This is a genomic window from Paenibacillus sp. CMM36 (assembly GCF_053570945.1).
The window spans coordinates 368685-387812 of the sequence record NZ_JBSEDY010000001.1; the positions used below are offsets into that span (position 1 = coordinate 368685).

Here is a 19128-nt window from a genome sequence, read left to right on the forward strand (position 1 = left end):
GAAAGAGGAGGAATATCATGATGTTGCCCGGATGCCCTACATGGCCGCAGGAATTTGCCGAGCGTTACCGGAAGGCAGGCTACTGGGAGGGAGTGACCTTTGGAGAAATGTTGCGGGAGCGTGCAGTATCGCAAGGTGACCGGACGGCAGTGACGGACGGCCAAACAAGTACAAGCTACCGTGAATTGGACGAAAAAGTAGATCGTCTGGCAGCCGGATTTTACCAATTGGGAATTAGATCGACGGATCGGGTCATCGTTCAGTTGCCAAATGTTACGGAGTTTTTTGATGTATGCTTTGCGCTGTTCAGATTGGGGGCGTTACCCATATTCTCGCTTCCGGCTCATCGAAGTAGCGAGATTGCCTATTTCGGTGAATTTTCCGAGGCGGTTGCTTATATCATTCCAGATGTATATTCGGGCTTTGACTATCGTGGACTAGCCAGAGAGGTACAAGCCAGAGTGGCAACCCTGCGTCATGTCATTGTTGTGGGCAAGCCGCAGGAATTTACGGCTCTATCCGGATTGTATATCCAACCTGATCAGTCGTTACCCCAGGTGCTTGCGGGGGATATTGCCTTTCTCCAGCTTTCCGGTGGGAGTACAGGCTTGCCCAAGCTAATTCCAAGGACACACGATGATTATATTTACAGTCTGCGGGGCAGTGTTGAAATATGCGGTCTGGATGAAGATAGCGTGTATTTAGCTGCGCTTCCCATGGCTCACAATTACCCGCTCAGTTCTCCGGGTGTCTTCGGAGCCTTATATGCGGGAGCTAAAATTGTACTTGCGCCTACGCCGAGTCCAGATGATGCTTTTCCATTGATTGAACAGGAGCAGGTGACGATTACTGCTTTGGTCCCGCCGCTTGCGCTGGTATGGCTTGATAGTGCTTCGTCGAGAACCTGTGATTTGTCCAGTCTTCAGGTGCTTCAAGTAGGGGGAGCCAAATTCAATGAGGAGGCTGCTCGTCGCATAAAGCCGGAACTTGGGTGTACCCTGCAACAGGTGTTTGGTATGGCGGAGGGGCTGGTCAATTATACCAGACTGGATGATCCGGAGGATATCATTGTAGCAACTCAGGGACGTCCCATTTCAATCGACGATGAAATTAAAATATTGGATGATGAGGACAAAGAAGTGGCACCGGGAGAGGTAGGCCATTTGCTTACACGCGGACCTTACACGATTCGGGGTTATTATAAGGCGGATCAGCATAATGCAAGAGCATTTACGCGGGATGGATTTTATCGTACGGGCGATTTGGTGAGGTTGAGTCCCGATGGCAATGTGATTGTGGAAGGCCGAGCGAAGGATCAAATTAACCGGGGCGGAGAAAAGGTGGCGGCTGAGGAGATTGAAAATCATTTGCTGGCCCATCCCGGTGTGCATGATGCAGCGATTGTAGCCATGCCTGACGAATATTTGGGTGAACGTTCCTGTGCTTTTATTATCCCGTATGAGATGGTACCGACCGTAACGGAGTTGAAGAAATTTCTGCGTGAACGTGGTTTGGCGGCTTACAAAATTCCTGACAGAATTGAGTTTATAACAGCGTTTCCACAGACCAGTGTAGGCAAGGTTAGTAAAAAAGCATTGCGGGAAATGATTACACAGCAGCTAGCATCTGCACCTGAACCGCATGGAGACATAACGATGAGCAAGAACACATAACGCAAGACAGATACTCGTAATGAAAAATGAAAGGAAGCGATATGATGGCTATTCCTCCAATTTCAGCTTATCCGATGCCGAGTGCTTCGGATATGCCCCAAAATAAAGTGGCATGGCGGCCTGATCCCAGACGTGCAGTGCTATTGATTCATGATATGCAGCAATATTTTGTTACCGCTTTTGAGGCTGGGCAATCTCCGGTCAAGGAGTTGATCGCTAACATCCAGTTGTTGAAAAGCCACTGCCAGCAGCTTGGGATACCTGTAATCTATTCGGCGCAGCCGGGAGGTCAGGCTCCGGAGAAAAGGGGGCTACAGCAGGATTTTTGGGGCAAGGGGATGGATGATGGACCTGTTCAAAAGGAGATTGTGAACGAGCTTGCCCCTTCGGATCAGGATATGGTTATGACGAAATGGAGGTATAGCGCATTTCAAAAAACCAATTTAGACGATATATTGCGGCAATATCATCGCGATCAGATCATGATTACCGGTATTTACGCACATATTGGCTGTCTAATGACCGCGACCGAGGCATTTATGAAGGATATACAGCCTTTTTTTGTAGCTGACGCCTTGGGGGACTTTTCACTGGAATACCACAAAATGGCCCTGACTTACGCTGCTGAGCGTTGCGCGGTTACGATGCTGACTGCCCCCTTGATTGACGAGTTGGAGACTACGAAGGGGGCAGCAACGGAAGGTACTCAGGTGCAAAGTGTAAATATGGCTACAGCTCAGACAGGTATAGCTGACCAGAAGCCTGGTGAAAGAGAAAGCGAGGCAAAGACTTCAGATTCAGCAATGGCTGAAAAGGAAGTGCCTGCGGCTCCGCAGTTAACTGAACAATTGGTACGTGAGCAGGTCGCAGGACTGCTGCAGGAATCAGCGGAAGGATTGGCTACCCACGATAATCTGATGGATAGGGGACTGGATTCGATTCGTATGATGAGTCTTGTGGAAAAATGGCGCCGCTACGGGGCAAGGGTGACGTTCGTGGAGTTGGCTGAACGTCCGACACTTGCTGATTGGTGGAAGCTATTGTCTTCGCGAACTAGGCAGTCAATGCCTAATTTAGACTATTTTTCCCTTTAAAGGAGGGTTTGTGTATGCTCAAGCATCAGGCTATTCGTCTTCCTTTGTCGGGAGCGCAAGCGGGCATTTGGTTTGCCCAACAGATGGATTTGCAAAATCCGGCCTATAATACCGGTGAATACGTTGAGATTCACGGGCCGGTCGATCCCATTTGCTTTAAGGAAGCACTTCGCCGCACGATGGCAGAGGCTGAATCACTGCATTTGCGGTTCGGAGAGGATGAGGATGGACCCTGGCAGATGATTATGCCTTCTGGGGAATGGACGCTGCACCAAATCGATGTAAGCGCAGCTCCTGATCCTCGTAAAGTTGCTGAAGTCTGGATGAGGGATGATTTGCTGAAGCCGATTGATCTTACCCAAGGGCCACTGTTTACACAGGCATTGTTTCGGGTAGGTCATCATCAATTTCTCTGGTATCAGCGTGTTCATCATATTGCATTGGATGGTTTTGGCTTTTCGCTCATAGCGCAGCGGGTGGCTCAACTGTACACATCTTTAGCGGAAGGCCGCTTGGACGAAGAGGGTTGCTTTCCGCGGTTTAGCCAACTATTGGAGGAAGATTCGGTCTATCGCGTCTCGGAGAAGTTTGGACAGGAGCGTGAATTTTGGATCAAACGCTTTGCTGATGGGTTCGAGGTGGCCAGTTTGGGAGACCATGCGACGAGAAACTCCAGGCATGTAGCTTCGAAAGAAGCGATGGCTGGAGGTTTCGTACGCGTTACAGCCCATGTCACCTCTGCGGAGCGTGAACGTCTTCAGATGGCTGCGGAACGTCTCAACGTGAGCTGGCCGGATGTAATTTTGGCGGCAATGGCTATTTATATTCACCGGTTCACAGGTGCACAAGACGTTATACTTGGCTTGCCAATGATGAACCGATTAGGCTCAGCCTCGCTCCGTGTGCCGGGTATGGTGATGAATTTGTTGCCGCTGCGTTTGTCGATTCAGCCAGGAATGAAGGTAGCCACATTGCTCCGTCAATTGGTACAGGAGCTGGGTGAGATACGGCGTCATGCAAAATACAGGCATGAGGAGCTACGGCGTGATCTGCGCTTGCTTAGTGAAAACAGGAGATTGTTTGGTCCATTGGTCAATATTATGCCATTTGACTATGAGCTGAATTTTAACGGTTCTCGCGGAATTACACATAATCTGTCGGCAGGCCCGGTTGATGATCTGTCCTTGAATGTCTATGACAGGTCGGACGGATCTGGATTGCGCATAGATTGGGATGCCAACCCTGCTATGTATAGCAAACGGGAAATAGAAGAGCATCAACAGCGTTTCTTGCAGTTGCTTACAAAGGTCGCAGCTTCGGAACCAGAACAGCCGGTTGGACAAATCGACCTCCTGCTGCCTGCGGAGCGTCAGCTTATACTGAAGGGCTGGAATCGTTCTTCCAGTCCGATGCCAGTCGCTTCCTTACAGGAAATGCTCCAGCTACAGGCGGAACTTAGACCTGATGCTGTAGCTGTGGAATGTGACAACGACATGGTGGTTAGCTATAAGGAGCTGAATAAGCGGGCGAACCGATTGGCCCATTGGCTGATTGCTCATGGGACAGGACCTGAGCAGATCGTTGCCCTGATGCTCCCTCGCTCCGTCAATATGGTTATAGGGATGCTGGCTGTGCTTAAAACGGGCGCGGCTTATGTTCCACTGGACCCTGATTATCCGCAGGATCGTGTTGCTTATGTGCTGGAGCATGCGTCTCCGGTCTGCATTTTAACCAATGCCCAGGTAGCGGACCGCATACCGGCAGACATTTCTGTGCCACGTATGTTTTTGGATGGAGGAAGCGGCCAAGGGGATTCGGCGGCTGTTTTGAACGGACATAATCATGAACTATCAGCCTACCCGGATACGAATCCTACGGATCGTGAACGTGTTCAGCCTTTATCCACGGACCATCCTGCGTATATTATTTATACCTCTGGCTCAACGGGCAAGCCGAAGGGAGTCGTTATTACTTTCAAGAGCCTGACAAATTTTTTGCTTGCCATGCAGGATCAATTCACGTTGTGTGAGCAGGATCGACTGCTGGCAGTTACGACGATATCCTTTGATATCTCCGGACTGGAAATCTATTTGCCCTTGTTGAATGGTGCGCAACTGATTATTGCCCGGAAGGAAACCGTTCAGGAGCCGTCTGCTTTGGCCGAACTGATTAACCGTTCACAGCCTACCCTGATGCAGGCGACGCCTACGCTGTGGCATGTGCTGGCAACGGAACATGCAGAGGCTATTCGGGGTTTGCGGGTGCTGGTTGGAGGCGAGGCTCTTCCAGAGGAATTGCTGCATGCACTCCAGCGTCTGGATTGCCGCATTACGAATCTGTACGGTCCCACCGAAACGACGATTTGGTCTACTGCAGCTTCCATCGAAAAAGGGGACACGGGAACACCGGCTATCGGCAGGCCTATCCGCAATACGCAAGTGTACGTGCTTGACGGTAGTCTTCAGGCAGTTCCGGCAGGGGTCACAGGGGACCTGTACATTGCCGGGGATGGGCTGGCTCGGGGATATTATGGGCGCCCGGATTTGACAGCGGAGCGTTTTGTAGCCAATCCGTTTGGCCCTCCGGGGAGCCGCATGTATCGAACTGGAGATTTGGCCCGCTGGAGATTGGACGGATCTCTTGAATACGGGGGGCGTGCGGACCACCAGATTAAAATTCGCGGCTTCCGCGTAGAACTGGGTGAAATTGAAGCCGTTTTGGCGCGGCATTCCGATGTAGCTCGAGTCTCTGTGATTGTCCGTGAGGACCGCGAGGGCGATCAGCGGCTGGTTGCCTATATCGTACCGATCGCTGCCGCAGCAACGCCGGTGCTTACCGGAGCTGAGACAGAGACTATTCAGCAGGAGCCGGGTAGGTCATCGAGACAAAGTGAGCAATCCGAACAAAAAGCGCCTGCCGAACCTTTTGGATATCAAAGTATAAGAGGGGACTTGTGCTCATCGCCTCATCGTTTGCATTCACTGGCGTTACGTGAATATGCCGCTGCGAGTCTGCCCGATTATATGGTACCTTCAGCGTTTGTGATGCTGGGGGCCTTGCCGCTCATGCCTAATGGCAAGCTGGACCGTAAGGCATTGCCTGCTCCTGTTATGGATAAGATTCTCCACGTCCGTACTCCCAGAACACCACAGGAAGCCATGTTGTGTGACCTGTTCGCAGAAGTGCTGGCACTACCGATAGTCGGTATTGATGACAGTTTCTTTGATCTGGGTGGTCACTCGCTACTTGGCGCACGCTTGATGGCAAGAATTCGGGAGGTATTCGGGGTAGAACTGAATATAGGCCGCCTGTTTGAAACTCCTACGGTTGCCAGTTTTGCGGAACGACTGGACCAAGGGCAGAGCTTAAGGCCCTCATTGCTTCCGGCCGTACGTCCACAACGAATTCCTCTCTCCTTCGCCCAGAGCCGATTATGGTTCCTGCATCGGATGGAGGGACCAAGCCCTACATATAATATCCCACTCGTTATCCGTATGTCGGGGGATGTAAATGTGGAGGCACTTCAAGCTGCCTTAGGAGACATCGTGGCCCGCCATGAGACGCTGCGTACGATTTTTCCAGATGTGCAAGGTGTAGCGCAGCAGGTCATTCTGGAAATGCAGCAAGCTTGGCCTGTACTCCGTGTGACGAAAATTTGTGAGGCAGAGCTGCCACACATGCTTGCTGAAGGGTCACGTTACTGCTTTGATCTTGCAGTGGAGCCGGCTTTGCGAACCGAACTGTTCACGCTGTCTGCTGACCAGCATGTGCTGCTTATGACGTTGCACCATATTGTCGGAGATGGCTGGTCGCTGAATGCTCTCACACGTGATTTGGCTACAGCCTATGCTGCGCACATCGACCGTTATGCACATGCGGGACAATCCGCACATCCTGAAAGCATGGCACCGGTGTTGCCGATGCTGCCTGTACAATATGCGGATTATGCGTTATGGCAGCAGGATCTGCTTGGCAGGGAGAACGAGACTGGCAGCCTGATGAACAAGCAGCTTGCTTATTGGCACGACGCATTGAAAGGTCTGCCGGATCAAATAGATCTGCCTTCAGACTATCCACGCCCTTCCGAGGCCAGCTACCGGGGAGATACCGTTGTATTGCGTATCGCTCCCGAATTGCATGAGCAGTTGCTGCGTTTGGCTCGTGAAAGTCGGGGCAGCCTTTTTATGGTGGTGCAGGCTGGGTTGGCCGCATTGCTAACCCGATTGGGTGCAGGAACGGATATCCCGGTGGGCAGCCCGATAGCGGGACGTAACGCAGAGGGACTGGATCATCTCGTGGGCTTGTTTATCAACACGCTGGTGCTTCGTATCGACACATTGGGCGACCCTACTTTCCGTGAGCTTTTGGAACGGGTCCGTCGCACTTGTCTGGATGCGTATGAACATCAGGATGTACCCTTCGAGCGGCTTGTAGAGATGCTGAACCCTACACGTTCCAGATCGAGACATCCATTGTTTCAAGTTATGCTTGCTTTACAAAACACCCCTGATCCCGAATTGCTGTTGCCCGGTGTGGAAACTCAACTGCAATTGGCCAGTGTGGGTGCAGCGAAATTTGATCTGACGGTGGAGCTGCGCGAGTGTCGGACCGCAGACGGGCGACCTGATGGAATCAAGGGATGGATCGAATACAACACCGATTTATTTAAAAGAGAAACGATAGAAGCTATGAAGGTACGGCTGGAGCGACTATTGGTGGCCGCGGTGGCTAATACAGAACAACCGATAGGGGCCCTGGATATTTTGGGACCAGAGGAACGACACGAAATCCTCGTGAAGTGGAACGGTGACACGAACGCGAGCACTCGTCCTAACCAAGCGTCTACCTCAAGCTTGCCTGCTCTATTCGAACAACAGGCTGCCCGTACCCCGGGAGCTGTTGCAGTTTCATACGAAGGCAACCAGCTAAGTTATGAGGAATTGAACGCGCGTGCCAATCGACTGGCGCATCTGCTGATAGCGCGTGGTGCAGGTCCAGATCGCATTGTGGCGCTGGCGCTTCCTCGGTCACTGGATATGGTTATTGCATTGCTGGCTGTGCTTAAATCGGGAGCCGCCTACTTGCCGCTAGATCCTGATTATCCGGCAGATCGTCTCGCATATATGCTAGAGGATGCTTCACCTGCTCTGATGATTACCAGCATTCACGTGACAATATCCTCAATTCCGGTAACAAGCACGGTATTCCCGGTTGTACTGGAGGATCCTCAGACAAATAAGGAGCTGAAGTCATATCCCGACCGGAACCCGGTGGATGCAGACCGTCTGATGCCTTTGTTGCCGCTTCATCCTGCTTATATTATTTATACGTCCGGTTCTACCGGAAAACCAAAGGGAGTAGTTATTCCTCATCAAAATGTCGCGCGTTTGTTTGATTCGACGCAGCCCTGGTTTCATTTTGGTCCATCGGATGTATGGACTCTGTTCCACTCCTATGCGTTTGATTTTTCAGTATGGGAAATTTGGGGACCGTTGCTGCATGGAGGCCGTCTTGTCATTGTGCCGTATACTGTCAGTCGTTCTCCGGAGCAATTCCTGCAATTGCTGGTGAACGAGAGTGTAACGGTGCTCAATCAGACACCTTCGGCATTTTATCAACTGATGCAGGCTGATCTTGAACAGCCTGTCCTTTCACAAAAGCTGGCGTTGCGTTATGTCGTATTTGGTGGTGAGGCTCTGGAACTGGGCCGGCTGCCTGCATGGTATGAGCGTCATGCAGACGATGCTCCTACCTTGGTGAATATGTATGGGATTACGGAGACAACTGTACATGTCAGCTATATTGCGTTGGACCGTGATATGGTGGCTGAAAAAGCAAACAGTCTGATTGGGCGTCCCATCTCTGATCTGCAAGTGTATGTGCTGGATGATCGACTTCAGCCTGTCCCGCCGGGTGTAACGGGTGATTTATATGTCGCCGGTGCTGGATTGGCACAAGGCTATTTGGGAAAACCCGCTTTAACGGCAGAGCGTTTTGTAGCCGATCCGTATGGTTTGCCGGGGAGCCGGATGTATCGGACAGGTGATTTGGCCCGCTGGCGGTCTGACGGCTCGCTGGAGTATGCCGGACGTGCTGACCAGCAGGTCAAAATACGTGGTTTTCGCATGGAGCCGGGAGAAATTGAAGCGGTGCTGGTTCGGCATGATGATGTGGCTCAGGCAGCGGTCATTGTCCGCGAAGATCAGCCGGGGGACAAACGACTCGTCGCCTATATTGTTCCTGTACCTGGCGGTGAACCGCAAGCGTCCAGACTCCGACTGCATGCAGGAGTCAGCTTGCCTGATTATATGATACCGTCAGCTTTTGTCACGGTATCCGATCTCCCGCTTACACCTAATGGCAAGCTGGATCGTAAAGCATTACCTGCTCCCATGCAGATGGCTGCGGGTGGAGGAAGGGGACCGCGAACGCCACAGGAGGAAATCCTGTGTGATTTGTTTGCCGAGACGCTTGGCATGGAGCGAATCGGTATAGATGATGGCTTTTTTGATCTGGGAGGTCATTCATTGCTGGCTGTGAAGCTGATTAGTAGAATCCGCGAGGCATTGGGTATCGAGTTGGGCATTGGCAACCTTTTTGGAACGCCAACAGTGGCTGGCCTAGCCGAGCAGTTGAACGTAGGTGCCAGTCAAGGGGCTTTGGACGTTTTGCTGCCTTTGCGGGCAAGCGGATTGCAAGCTCCGTTGTTCTGTGTACACCCGGCAGGCGGATTAAGCTGGTGTTATGCGGGCTTGATCCAGTCCATGGGCAAGGATTATCCGATTTATGGCTTACAGGCTCGCGGGATCGCCCGACAGGAGGAATTGCCGCAGACGCTGGATGATATGGCAGCCGATTATATTCGTCATATTCGCACAATTCAGCCCACAGGACCGTATCATCTGTTGGGGTGGTCTTTGGGAGGGAATGTAGCTCATGCAATAGCGACACAGCTTCAATACGAAGGAGAGACAATTGCGATTCTGACCATGCTGGATTCCTACCCAAGCAACCATTTGCCGCTGCGGGGAGGACCAGATGAGGAGGAAGCGTTAATTGCTCTGTTGGCTCTGGGGGGTTATGACCCGGATAGTCTGAATGATGAGCCTTTGCGGCTTTCCACCGCCCTGCATATCTTACGAAGCGATGGTAGCGCCTTGGCCAGCCTCAGCGAGGAGACGATTTTAAACCTCAAGGATACTTATGTAAATTCTGTGCGTATCTTGGGGGAGTACGTTCCGAGACGGTACAAAGGTGATATATTATTTTTCCGATCTACAATTATCCCAGATTGGTTTGAGCCAATTGCTCCGGAAACCTGGCTTCCCTATATTGATGGACAGCTAGAGCAGCATGAACTGGATTGCCGTCATAAGGATCTGTGCCAGCCGGGACCCTTGGCTCATATTGGAAAACTGATGGCAGCAAAACTATACAGGCTTTCTAAATCAATACATCACAATCGCAAGGAGGAAAACAAACCATGATTAATCCTTTTGAGCAGAATGAAGGTGGTTATTTAGTGCTGATGAATGGAGAAGGACAGTATTCACTCTGGCCTGATTTCCAGCATGTACCGACTGGATGGGAGGTCGTTCACCCGACAGACAGCCGTGAGGCATGTATGAATTATATCAGCACACATTGGACAGATATGAGGCCGGATTCCTTGCATCCCAAGGCCGATGCAGTGCGTCGCTAATCGGGGAGTCATCATATCTTTATACAACTATACAACTGTTGCTCATATATGACCCATGAAATGATGACAAATGTAACGCCTTTTGATGATACCATACAATTTTTCGTGATCTTTAAAGTTTCATAGGAAGGCAGAGAACGAATTAGGCTGTTTCCTCTAACCGAGCGTATCGGAGGGGAAACGGCCTTTGTTTTTTATAAATGTCATATTGATATTATCGGGAACATGTGTTATTTTATTGTTAATAACAAAATGATAATAACAAAATAATATAAATTGTAAAGAAAGCGGGGAAGCAGCTATGTTTGGATTTAATTTTGTTAAATTTCAGCCCAGTGAATATGTGATGAAGGTGAAAAACGGGAAGGTGGTTCGGGAGGGTGTTGGATTATCCTTTTATTACTACGCCCCGACCACCTCGGTTGTTGTCGTGCCCGTCTCTTCTATTGATGCGCCGTTCATGTTTGAGGACATGACAAATGATTTTCAGGCGGTGACGGTACAGGGGCAACTGACTTATCGAATTGTGGATTATCGGAGAACGACGCAGATTTTAAACTATACGTATGACTTGAAGGAACGACGTTACATTTCGGATGATCCAAGCAAGCTGGCCCAACGGGTGATTAACATTGCCAAGGTGCTTACCAAAAAGTATTTGGAGCGTGTCCCGCTCAAAGAAGCTGTTCAGTCCAGTGAACGTCTGGCCCAAAACATGACAAAGGATATTGCTCAGCATACGGAAATGGAAAAGCTCGGCATTGAGGTTATGGGGCTGTCGATTTTGGCGATTCTACCTAATAAGGAGACGATGAGAGCGCTGGAGGCTCAAGCGAGGGAAGAGATTCTTCGCAACGCGGATCATGCTTTGTATGAGCGTCGTAATGCATCTATTGAGCAAGAGCGGCGTGTGAAGGAAAACGAGCTGAACACTGAGATTGCAGTGGAGACGAAAAAAAGGCAGATCCGTGAAACTCAACTTGATGCCGAGCGTTCCGTAAAGCAAAAGCAAAGTGAGATGAAAGAGGAGCAGCTACGATTTGACACGGCCTTGGAGGAGAAAAAACGCGAGCTGATTGAGCTGACCGTAACGAATAAAAAGGCAGAAGCCGATGCCAAGGCCTATGAGCTGACAGCCGTCATGAAATCGTTGCAGGATGTTGAACCGAACGTACTTCAAGCTATGGCTAACATGGATATGAGCCCGGATAAACTAATTGCGATTGCATTCCAGGAGCTTGCAGAAAATGCAGGGAAAATCGGTCAGCTGAATATTACGCCGGATCTGCTGCAAGGTCTCATGTCAGATACGGGAGCAAGCGGATCAGGAGGATCGAGAGGGTCTGGAGGAAGAACACGATGAGCGGCCGAATGACAGAGCAGAAGATCATTTTGGTGAAGCGTAAAACGCGACTGGAGGAACTGATTGTCCGATACAATACGGTGCAGCAGGCTCGCTTCTTTATGGAACGGCTGGGTGCGGATTTCAGTGATTATGTGCTGGAGGACGAAAATTACCGCAGGGCGGTGGCAACGGCAACGTCGGAGTTAACGGCCTTGGGTCGTGTTCAGATTGTGGAGCGGGAGCATGTGCCGAACTTTATTTTTGGTGAGCAGGATACAGTGGTGGTGCTGGGTCAGGATGGGCTGGTAGCCAACACCTTAAAATATTTGACCGAGCAGCCGCTTATCGGCGTGAATCCAGATCCATTGCGCTGGGACGGGGTATTGCTGCCGTTTACCGTATCCGACCTGCGCTGGGTAGTGCCGGATGTATTCGTGCACAGACGGCCAATTAAGGAAGTTACGCTGGCTAAGGCCCGATTAAATGATGGCCAATCCTTGTATGCTGTAAATGATTTGTTCATTGGACGCAAAACTCATGTTTCCGCGAGATATGAGCTAAGGCTGGAGGATCAAGTAGAGCAGCAATCCTCCAGCGGCATTATCGTTTCAACCGGATTGGGAGCGACAGGCTGGCTGACCAGCGTACTGGCTGGAGCGGCCGGAATTGTCGGCAGTGCTACACGGCATCCAATCTCGCTGACTCCAAGCCAGCTGATGCCAGGTACAGCCTTCAGTCAGGAAGGGACAGCAGACGGAATGAGTCATGATCATCGTGCAACCTGGAGTTCGCCATCGCTTTATTTTACGGTGAGAGAACCATTCCCCAGCCGAACGACTGCTGCGGATCTCGTGTTTGGTCAGGTAGCAGCCGAAAAACCGTTACGGATTGCATCGCAGATGCCGGAAAACGGAGTTATTTTCAGTGATGGAGTAGAAAGTGACTTTCTGGAGTTTAATGCTGGCATTGAGGCGATCATTGAACCCGCGGAGAAAAAAGGGCATCTGGTCGTGTAGAGGTTTGTACAGGACGGCAATGGGTAATTATGAGTAAGGTACAACCATCAGATGAAATTAAAAAAGGAGGAATCAACATGAGCGACCACACTCAAGACGAAGCGAAAATCCGCAACAAGAAGGACGAGGACGGAGATTCCTTGATGGAGAAAACGAAGCTGGAAAATGGCGTGGATATCGAGCCTGAGGCTGATGAATGGATTGCGAAGCCCTCACCAGTGTCATACGATGATACGAACTCCTCTTCGAAGAAATAAGGCTCTGGCATTCCAATAGAGCAGTGATGCAAAGACAGATGATCCCTAATCGGGTCATCTGTCTTTTTTACATAGGTTAATTGAATCTGGAATATACCTTCCATACTAGCTCACGACGGCTGCTTACATCTGTTTTCAAGAAAATCGCTTTCAGGTGATCCTGCACCGTGTAGGCAGTAATATGAAGTGCGCTGGCCAGCTCCTTGGTCGAAAAGCCCTGAACAATGAGTTGGACAATTTGTCTCTCTCGTTCGGACCATGAGTACACCTCAGCCATAAGCGGTAGCATGTCAGTTGCTTTAGCAGCCTCAAACCATACGGCTAGCTGCTTCTGTCCCGTATGCTTCTGTCCGCCTTGCAGAAGGGTGGCTCTGATGGTTACCCATGGGGCTCCTGCGTCTGTGGAAGGGATACATAGTCGTGCTGGTGCAGTGGCAGTGGATAGCGCTCGCAAGCATACCACCCGGACGGGAGCCGGAAGACCGTCTTCATGGATTCCCTCCTGCTGCCGAAGCAACTGTAGCCACTGCTCTGCTACTAAATTGGACGAAATCGGTTTTAGCTTATCGGAAAGCATGAGAACTCCTGGCTCAAGTCCATTTTCCGTGATCATGGCAGGGGATGGAGATAAACCGACACTGGCCTGACGCAGATGGTAGGCTATGGACGGCGCTAACGTTTCAAGCAGTTGTTGCTCTTCCACGCTGAATACAGGCTTTCCGTGATGACGGAACAACGTAAGAAATCCCCAACAGCTCCCTTTGTACATAAACGGAACACGTAGCTCGTCCCCGAATCCGGCGGGTTGCAAAACATCTCTATATCGTGTGCTCCGATCCGGTTGGCCTTGTGTAGACCCATGTAGCGTCGCTACAGACCGTCCTTCCCGCACCAACTGATCATATTTCATCATATCGGCGTGCAGGTATTCGTATTCTAATAGTTTGTTATGAATGTCCTCCACACCCGACTCTGTAAATGCCCCTGTGGAAAGCAGCGTACGCGGATCTACTGAGGTACAGCACGCCGCATCGAAAGTAACCTGAGTACGCAAGCGGTCGATTAGGGTGTGCTTGTAGTGTGCGTTCATCATTTACTCCTATCGTGAAAGCTGGAGATTCTCAAGCGCGATTATTAAATCCCGCATTTATGGGATGGTGGATATTTGTATTGTCTTTATAATTGAGAATGATTCTTAATTAAATCTACAATAAATGAATGGTCTGAGAAGATCAAGGCTAAATGTTTGGAGGAAAGCACATATGAGACATACCCCTATTGGAAATACGGACTCAAATCAACCTATGAGCTGGAATCATCCGAATGTGCATAAGTACGCGGATACGATTGCTTTAAAAATACCTGGATATGCTCATTTGTACGAGATGACAGACGGTTTGATAGCCGCACAGCTTGAAGCACAAACTCATATTCGAAATATAGATCCAAATGTGCTAATTGTCGGAGCTGGAGGCGGTCAGGAATTGATTACGCTCGGAGGGCGCCATGATGCATGGTCCTTTACGGCAGTTGATCCCTCTGAGCACATGCTGGATTTGGCACGTAAGCGTGTAACACATGCGGGCATCAGTTCAAAAATATCGTTTGTTGCAGGTACGTTGGAAGAGTTGTCTGGAGAACAGCCTGAAGAACAGCGCGAAAAGCACAGCGAAGAATCATGCAGAGAACCGGTCTATGACGCTGCAACCTGCCTGCTGGTGCTTCATTTTCTTCAAAGCTTGGAAAGTAAACAGGCGTTGCTACGCCAGATATCTACTCGACTCAAGCCGGGTGCGCCTTTTTGTTTAGCTTCTATTAATGGGAATTCACAGGAGCCTTCTTTTTCCATCCAAATGCAGGCGTGGAAAGGTCATATGCTGAGCCAGGGCATTTCACTGGAGGATTGGGAACGATTCGCTGCTTCCATCGGTCGTGAGTCAAACCCAGTGTCCAATGCGGCAATACAGGAACTGTTGATAGATGCAGGCTTTACCCACATCACCCGGTATTATGGTGCTTTTTAGTAAATGCATGGTTTGCAGTTAAAGAGGGAGGGACATCTTATGACAAAGGATAACATCATCATCATTGGCGGGTATGGCCATGTTGGAAAAATTGTATGTACAGAGTTAAGTGAAATGTTTCCCGGCAAGGTATTTGCCGCAGGTCGTAGTCTGGAACGGGCCACTGAATTTAGCCAACGATCGAATGGTAAGATACGGCCCTTGCAGCTTAATATTCATGAGCCGATGGACCCGTCGATATTAGAGCAAGCCAAATTGGTAATCATGTGTTTGGATCAGGACAATACGGCCTTGGTACGTGCCTGCCTTCGACATGGGGTGCATTACATGGATATTACCGCGAATGCGGACTTTTTGAGTCAGGTGGAGCAGTGTCATCAGGAGGCCCGAGCTCATCAGGCCACAGCCCTGTTAAGTGTAGGATTAGCTCCGGGACTGACCAATCTGTTGGCACTGCAAGCGACACAGCTCATGGATCAGACGGATGAGTTGAATATATCTTTGATGCTGGGTTTGGGAGATCGACACGGTCAGGCTGCTATTGAGTGGACAGTAGATCAGATTCATGCCGATTTGGAGGTTATAGAACAGGGACGTTTTGTGACTCGAAAAAGCTTTACTGGCGGAATAGTGGCAGATTTTGGTGCAGGAGTGGGTCGTCATCGGGCGTATCGATTTCCTTTTTCAGATCAGCAGACACTTCCTCGTACGCTCAAAGTTCCTACGGTTAGCACACGCCTTTGCTTCGATTCGCGCTTGACCACTCGGCTTCTAGCAGGGCTTCGGACGATAGGAGTTTCAGGTCTACTCCGACAGCAAACCGTGCGTGATGCAGTGGTTCGCAGCTTTAGCAAGGTACATATAGGTGGGAATGCTGTAGCGGTCAAGGTAGATGCTCGAGGAACTCTCAATGGCAAGGAGACGAAGGTCGAATGTCGGCTAAGGGGTCACCATCAGTCTGATTTAACCGCTAAGGCAGCCGTCTTTGCAGCGCTCGCCCTGTACCGTTCAGAACTTCCATTCGGTGTATTTCATACGGAGCAGGTTTTTTCATGGAATCGCATGCGGGCTTGGTTAGGGCAGCAAGTAGCCGCAGATATTCAGGTGAACGGACAGCAAGCATAGAAGTCATACATTCTAATAAATGAATCTCATATAATCCAAGCTTATTCAGCAACGCATTGCGGATAGGTCTTGGATTTCTTTTCCTGTTAGATTACACTAGAATGAAGTACATATTTTTGGAAAAGACCTAAGGGGATGATATGAAATGTGGAACCCCTATGAAAATAGCAGACAGCATCCGCACGATTTTATAATAAAATATCGATTTTACACACCGGAAGAAGGAGGCAGGAAACAGCTGCCTATTCAGGGTTATCGCTGTGATTTTGCCTATGAGGGTGACGACATCGGGAATACGGGAATTTATGCCATACATCCTGAGTTTGAAGATGGAGATGGTCAACTGATTATGGATGTTGGTCGTCCTGTTCAGCGGGAAGGGCAAGCGAGAATGTGGATTTTGTTTGGAGAAATGAGGAAAAAGGTACACCGACATCGGATACAGGTAGGAACAAGGGGATATTTCATGGAAGGTCCGCGCCGTGTTGGTGAAGTTGAAGTTACAAGCCTGGTAGGCCTCTTGACCAATCCGGTCAACTAGGTAGTTGCTGAGGAGTCGATAAGAGATGGATATCGCTTATATCATAGATTTATTACGTAAACACGATGTGACCCTAGCTCCAGGCTTATCCATGCAGGAGATTACCGACGTCGAAAGCAGGTATGATATTCACTTCCCGCCCGATTTGCGGGAGCTTCTGATGAGTGTTCTTCCCATCGGTAAAAGCTTTATCCCTTGGAGAGATACGTCACCACAGCGGATGGGTGTAATTCGGCAAAGGTTGAATTGGCCGTTAGAAGGTATGATTTTTGATGTAGAGCAGCATGTATTCTGGCCTCCCGAATGGGGCGAAAAACCGACAGATTCGGCGGAAGCTGTTGATATATGTAAACGTGAGTTTTTACGTGTGCCCAAGCTAATCCCAATCAACGGACATCGATATATCCCAGAGCAGCCATCTGAAGAAGGAAATCCGGTATTTTCCGTATATCAAACGGATATTATCGTGTATGGGGAATGTTTACAGGAGTATTTCAAGCTGGAATTTGGGGAGAAGCCTTATGAACAAATTGATTTTAATGCCGTAAAAAAGGTGCGTTTTTGGAGCAGCTTGTGTGAGTGAGTATCAGGAAGGTGAATAAGTCGAAACGAAGGAAGGGGAGCATGATGTGAAGGTGGAGCAGGATTTGGAAGAAATCAAAGAAAGGTTGACCCAGATCGAGATCAAACTGGAACAAAAGTCGACCTCCAAGAGAATCTTAAAGTACATGATCATTATTTTCTTTTCTATTTTTCTTCTTTTATTTCTAATCGGAATTATTCAATTTGTTTCAACCTAATCGGGCAAGAGGATGAAGGAAGGGAGCTATTTATGTCCATAGAAGCGATTGTTTTTGATCTGGATAATACTCTTATTCATCGTAAACAGGCGTTTGCGGCATATACAGAGCGTTTTATAGAACGATTTATAGTGGCAGAAGAACCGGCGATCCGCGCGGCTGTCGTTGAACAGATACGATTGGCGGATCGGGACGGATACCGGGATAAGAAGGAACTGTATACCGAGCTGCATACAGACTTGGAACTGAAAAATCCCGATACGTCAGTACAAGAGATGCTGGGCTTTTGGTATAGTGAATTTCATAAGTTTACGGTGTTGATGGACGGGGCCAAGGAAGTATTGTCCGAACTGCGGTCGCGTGGCTTGAAGCTCGGTATTATTACCAACGGCTCACTCCGCACGCAGCAAGCGAAAATCGACCGAGTTATGCTGAGGGATTATGTGGATTCTATTATCGTATCGGGTGGCGTCAACATCCAGAAGCCTCATCCTCGAATTTTCGAGTTGGCTCTGAATGAGCTGGACATTGTCGATCCCGACCATGCCTGTTATGTAGGCGATCACCCGACAAATGATATTCGTGGTGCACAAAGTGCAGGATTGCATACCATCTGGCTGGAAGGCTTTATGACGTGGCAGGAAACGGGCATTGTACCGGACTATCAGATTGGGAGTTTGCGTGAAATCACAGGTTGGCTGGATCGTCGCAGTTATTCAACGAATAAGGAGGAGGGTGCATTATGAGTATGGAGCAGCAACCGAATCCGATTCTCTTATCGTTCCCGGACCAATTCCAGACGGAGAGATTGACCATACGCGCTCCGCAGTGGGGGGATGGAGCGGCAGTCAATGAGGCGATGCGAGAAAGTGCGAATGAACTGCGGCCTTGGCTTCCGTTTGCAAGAAATCTTCCGACGGTAGAGGAATCTGAAATCCGTTCGCGTCAAGCCAGACTTAAATTTCTGGATCGCTCTGATATGATGTTGTATATATTTGATACGGCTTCGGGAGAATTTGTAGCCAGCAGCGGTCTGCATCGGATTGATTGGGATACACGAAGATTTGAAATTGGGTATTGGCTCAGAACATCCTGGACTGGAAAAGGCATCATAACAGAGGCCGTGCACGGTATTACGGATTTTGCCATACAGCATTTGCATGCCAATCGGGTGGAGATTCGTTGTGATTCCAGAAACACGCGCAGCGCCAAGGTAGCGGAACGTGCAGGTTTTACACTGGAGGGGATTTTAAGAAACGTCGAGTATGATGAAAAGGGGAGCATGGCACACGAAATGGTTTTTGCCAAGGTGCGTGGTATTGAATTTTAGTATCCTCACATGAATAGTTTGGAAGTTGCTGATATGTTTGTACGATATTACGGAGGCTCATTATGATTAATTATATTATGAAAAATACAGACAAGTTGGTGTGCATACAATATGACATCAGCAAAAGGTTCTGCAATCTTGCAAACGCTATCCAAGAGAGGGTGCTTAAAAATTTCCCGCAGCTTGGCGAAGATGTCCCAGCATTAGGACAGGTGATTTAG

At 49.5% G+C, this 19128-nt stretch carries 15 protein-coding genes and 1 pseudogene; 15 read left to right on the plus strand and 1 reads right to left on the minus strand.

What is annotated here, in order from left to right:
- Nucleotides 1-20 precede the first annotated feature (20 nt).
- The 7 genes from ACWA2B_RS01885 to ACWA2B_RS01915 all read left to right on the plus strand — a co-directional run bounded on the left by ACWA2B_RS01885 (nucleotide 21) and on the right by ACWA2B_RS01915 (nucleotide 13087).
- Nucleotides 21-1673, plus strand: coding sequence for a (2,3-dihydroxybenzoyl)adenylate synthase (locus ACWA2B_RS01885; RefSeq protein ID WP_340933887.1), 1653 nt, complete (start codon nucleotides 21-23; stop codon nucleotides 1671-1673).
- Nucleotides 1674-1717: 44 nt separating this feature from the next.
- Nucleotides 1718-2767: an isochorismatase family protein gene (locus ACWA2B_RS01890; RefSeq protein ID WP_029516436.1), complete on the plus strand. Its 1050-nt coding sequence runs from the start codon at nucleotides 1718-1720 to the stop codon at nucleotides 2765-2767.
- Nucleotides 2768-2781: 14 nt separating this feature from the next.
- On the plus strand, nucleotides 2782-10254 hold the full coding sequence (locus ACWA2B_RS01895) for an amino acid adenylation domain-containing protein (protein ID WP_449291645.1): 7473 nt from the start codon (nucleotides 2782-2784) through the stop codon (nucleotides 10252-10254).
- On the plus strand, nucleotides 10251-10469 hold the full coding sequence (locus tag ACWA2B_RS01900) for an MbtH family protein (RefSeq protein ID WP_029516437.1): 219 nt from the start codon (nucleotides 10251-10253) through the stop codon (nucleotides 10467-10469). Before ACWA2B_RS01895 ends, ACWA2B_RS01900 begins: the two co-directional genes overlap by 4 nt.
- A gap of 301 nt (nucleotides 10470-10770) precedes the next feature.
- The gene (locus tag ACWA2B_RS01905; protein WP_029516438.1) at nucleotides 10771-11832 is read left to right on the plus strand and encodes an SPFH domain-containing protein; all 1062 of its coding nucleotides are present in this window, start codon (nucleotides 10771-10773) and stop codon (nucleotides 11830-11832) included.
- Entirely contained in the window at nucleotides 11829-12830 is a 1002-nt protein-coding gene (locus ACWA2B_RS01910; RefSeq protein WP_029516439.1) for a diacylglycerol kinase catalytic domain-containing protein, read from the plus strand. Before ACWA2B_RS01905 ends, ACWA2B_RS01910 begins: the two co-directional genes overlap by 4 nt.
- Nucleotides 12831-12907: 77 nt before the next feature.
- Nucleotides 12908-13087 carry a hypothetical protein gene (locus ACWA2B_RS01915; protein ID WP_013309345.1) on the plus strand — a complete coding sequence of 60 codons (180 nt, stop codon included), beginning with the start codon at nucleotides 12908-12910 and terminating at the stop codon, nucleotides 13085-13087.
- A gap of 76 nt (nucleotides 13088-13163) precedes the next feature.
- Here the strand turns inward: ACWA2B_RS01915 and ACWA2B_RS01920 are convergent, their stop codons facing one another.
- Nucleotides 13164-14177, minus strand: a complete 1014-nt coding sequence (locus ACWA2B_RS01920; RefSeq protein ID WP_449291646.1) for a LuxR C-terminal-related transcriptional regulator — start codon at nucleotides 14175-14177, stop codon at nucleotides 13164-13166.
- 172 nt (nucleotides 14178-14349) lie between these two features.
- Between ACWA2B_RS01920 and ACWA2B_RS01925 the strand changes: the two are divergent.
- The 8 genes and pseudogenes from ACWA2B_RS01925 (at nucleotide 14350) to ACWA2B_RS01960 (ending at nucleotide 19128) form a co-directional block, all read left to right on the plus strand.
- Nucleotides 14350-15164 (plus strand): annotated as a pseudogene (locus tag ACWA2B_RS01925) (class I SAM-dependent methyltransferase).
- A complete protein-coding gene (locus ACWA2B_RS01930; protein ID WP_340954851.1) occupies nucleotides 15151-16236 on the plus strand; it encodes a saccharopine dehydrogenase family protein in 1086 nt (361 codons plus the stop codon). The pseudogene ACWA2B_RS01925 and the gene ACWA2B_RS01930 overlap by 14 nt, the downstream one beginning before the upstream one ends.
- A 145-nt stretch (nucleotides 16237-16381) precedes the next feature.
- The gene (locus ACWA2B_RS01935) at nucleotides 16382-16777 is read left to right on the plus strand and encodes a hypothetical protein (protein WP_029516441.1); all 396 of its coding nucleotides are present in this window, start codon (nucleotides 16382-16384) and stop codon (nucleotides 16775-16777) included.
- 25 nt (nucleotides 16778-16802) lie between these two features.
- Nucleotides 16803-17360: an SMI1/KNR4 family protein gene (locus tag ACWA2B_RS01940; protein WP_449291647.1), complete on the plus strand. Its 558-nt coding sequence runs from the start codon at nucleotides 16803-16805 to the stop codon at nucleotides 17358-17360.
- 46 nt (nucleotides 17361-17406) lie between these two features.
- Nucleotides 17407-17577, plus strand: a complete 171-nt coding sequence (locus tag ACWA2B_RS01945) for a hypothetical protein (RefSeq protein WP_318626838.1) — start codon at nucleotides 17407-17409, stop codon at nucleotides 17575-17577.
- 32 nt (nucleotides 17578-17609) lie between these two features.
- Nucleotides 17610-18323, plus strand: coding sequence for an HAD family hydrolase (locus ACWA2B_RS01950; RefSeq protein WP_449291648.1), 714 nt, complete (start codon nucleotides 17610-17612; stop codon nucleotides 18321-18323).
- Nucleotides 18320-18907 (plus strand): GNAT family N-acetyltransferase, encoded by a 588-nt coding sequence (locus tag ACWA2B_RS01955; protein ID WP_209949601.1) that lies wholly within the window; start codon nucleotides 18320-18322, stop codon nucleotides 18905-18907. Before ACWA2B_RS01950 ends, ACWA2B_RS01955 begins: the two co-directional genes overlap by 4 nt.
- Before the next feature lie 62 nt (nucleotides 18908-18969).
- The gene (locus ACWA2B_RS01960) at nucleotides 18970-19128 is read left to right on the plus strand and encodes a hypothetical protein (protein ID WP_209949598.1); all 159 of its coding nucleotides are present in this window, start codon (nucleotides 18970-18972) and stop codon (nucleotides 19126-19128) included.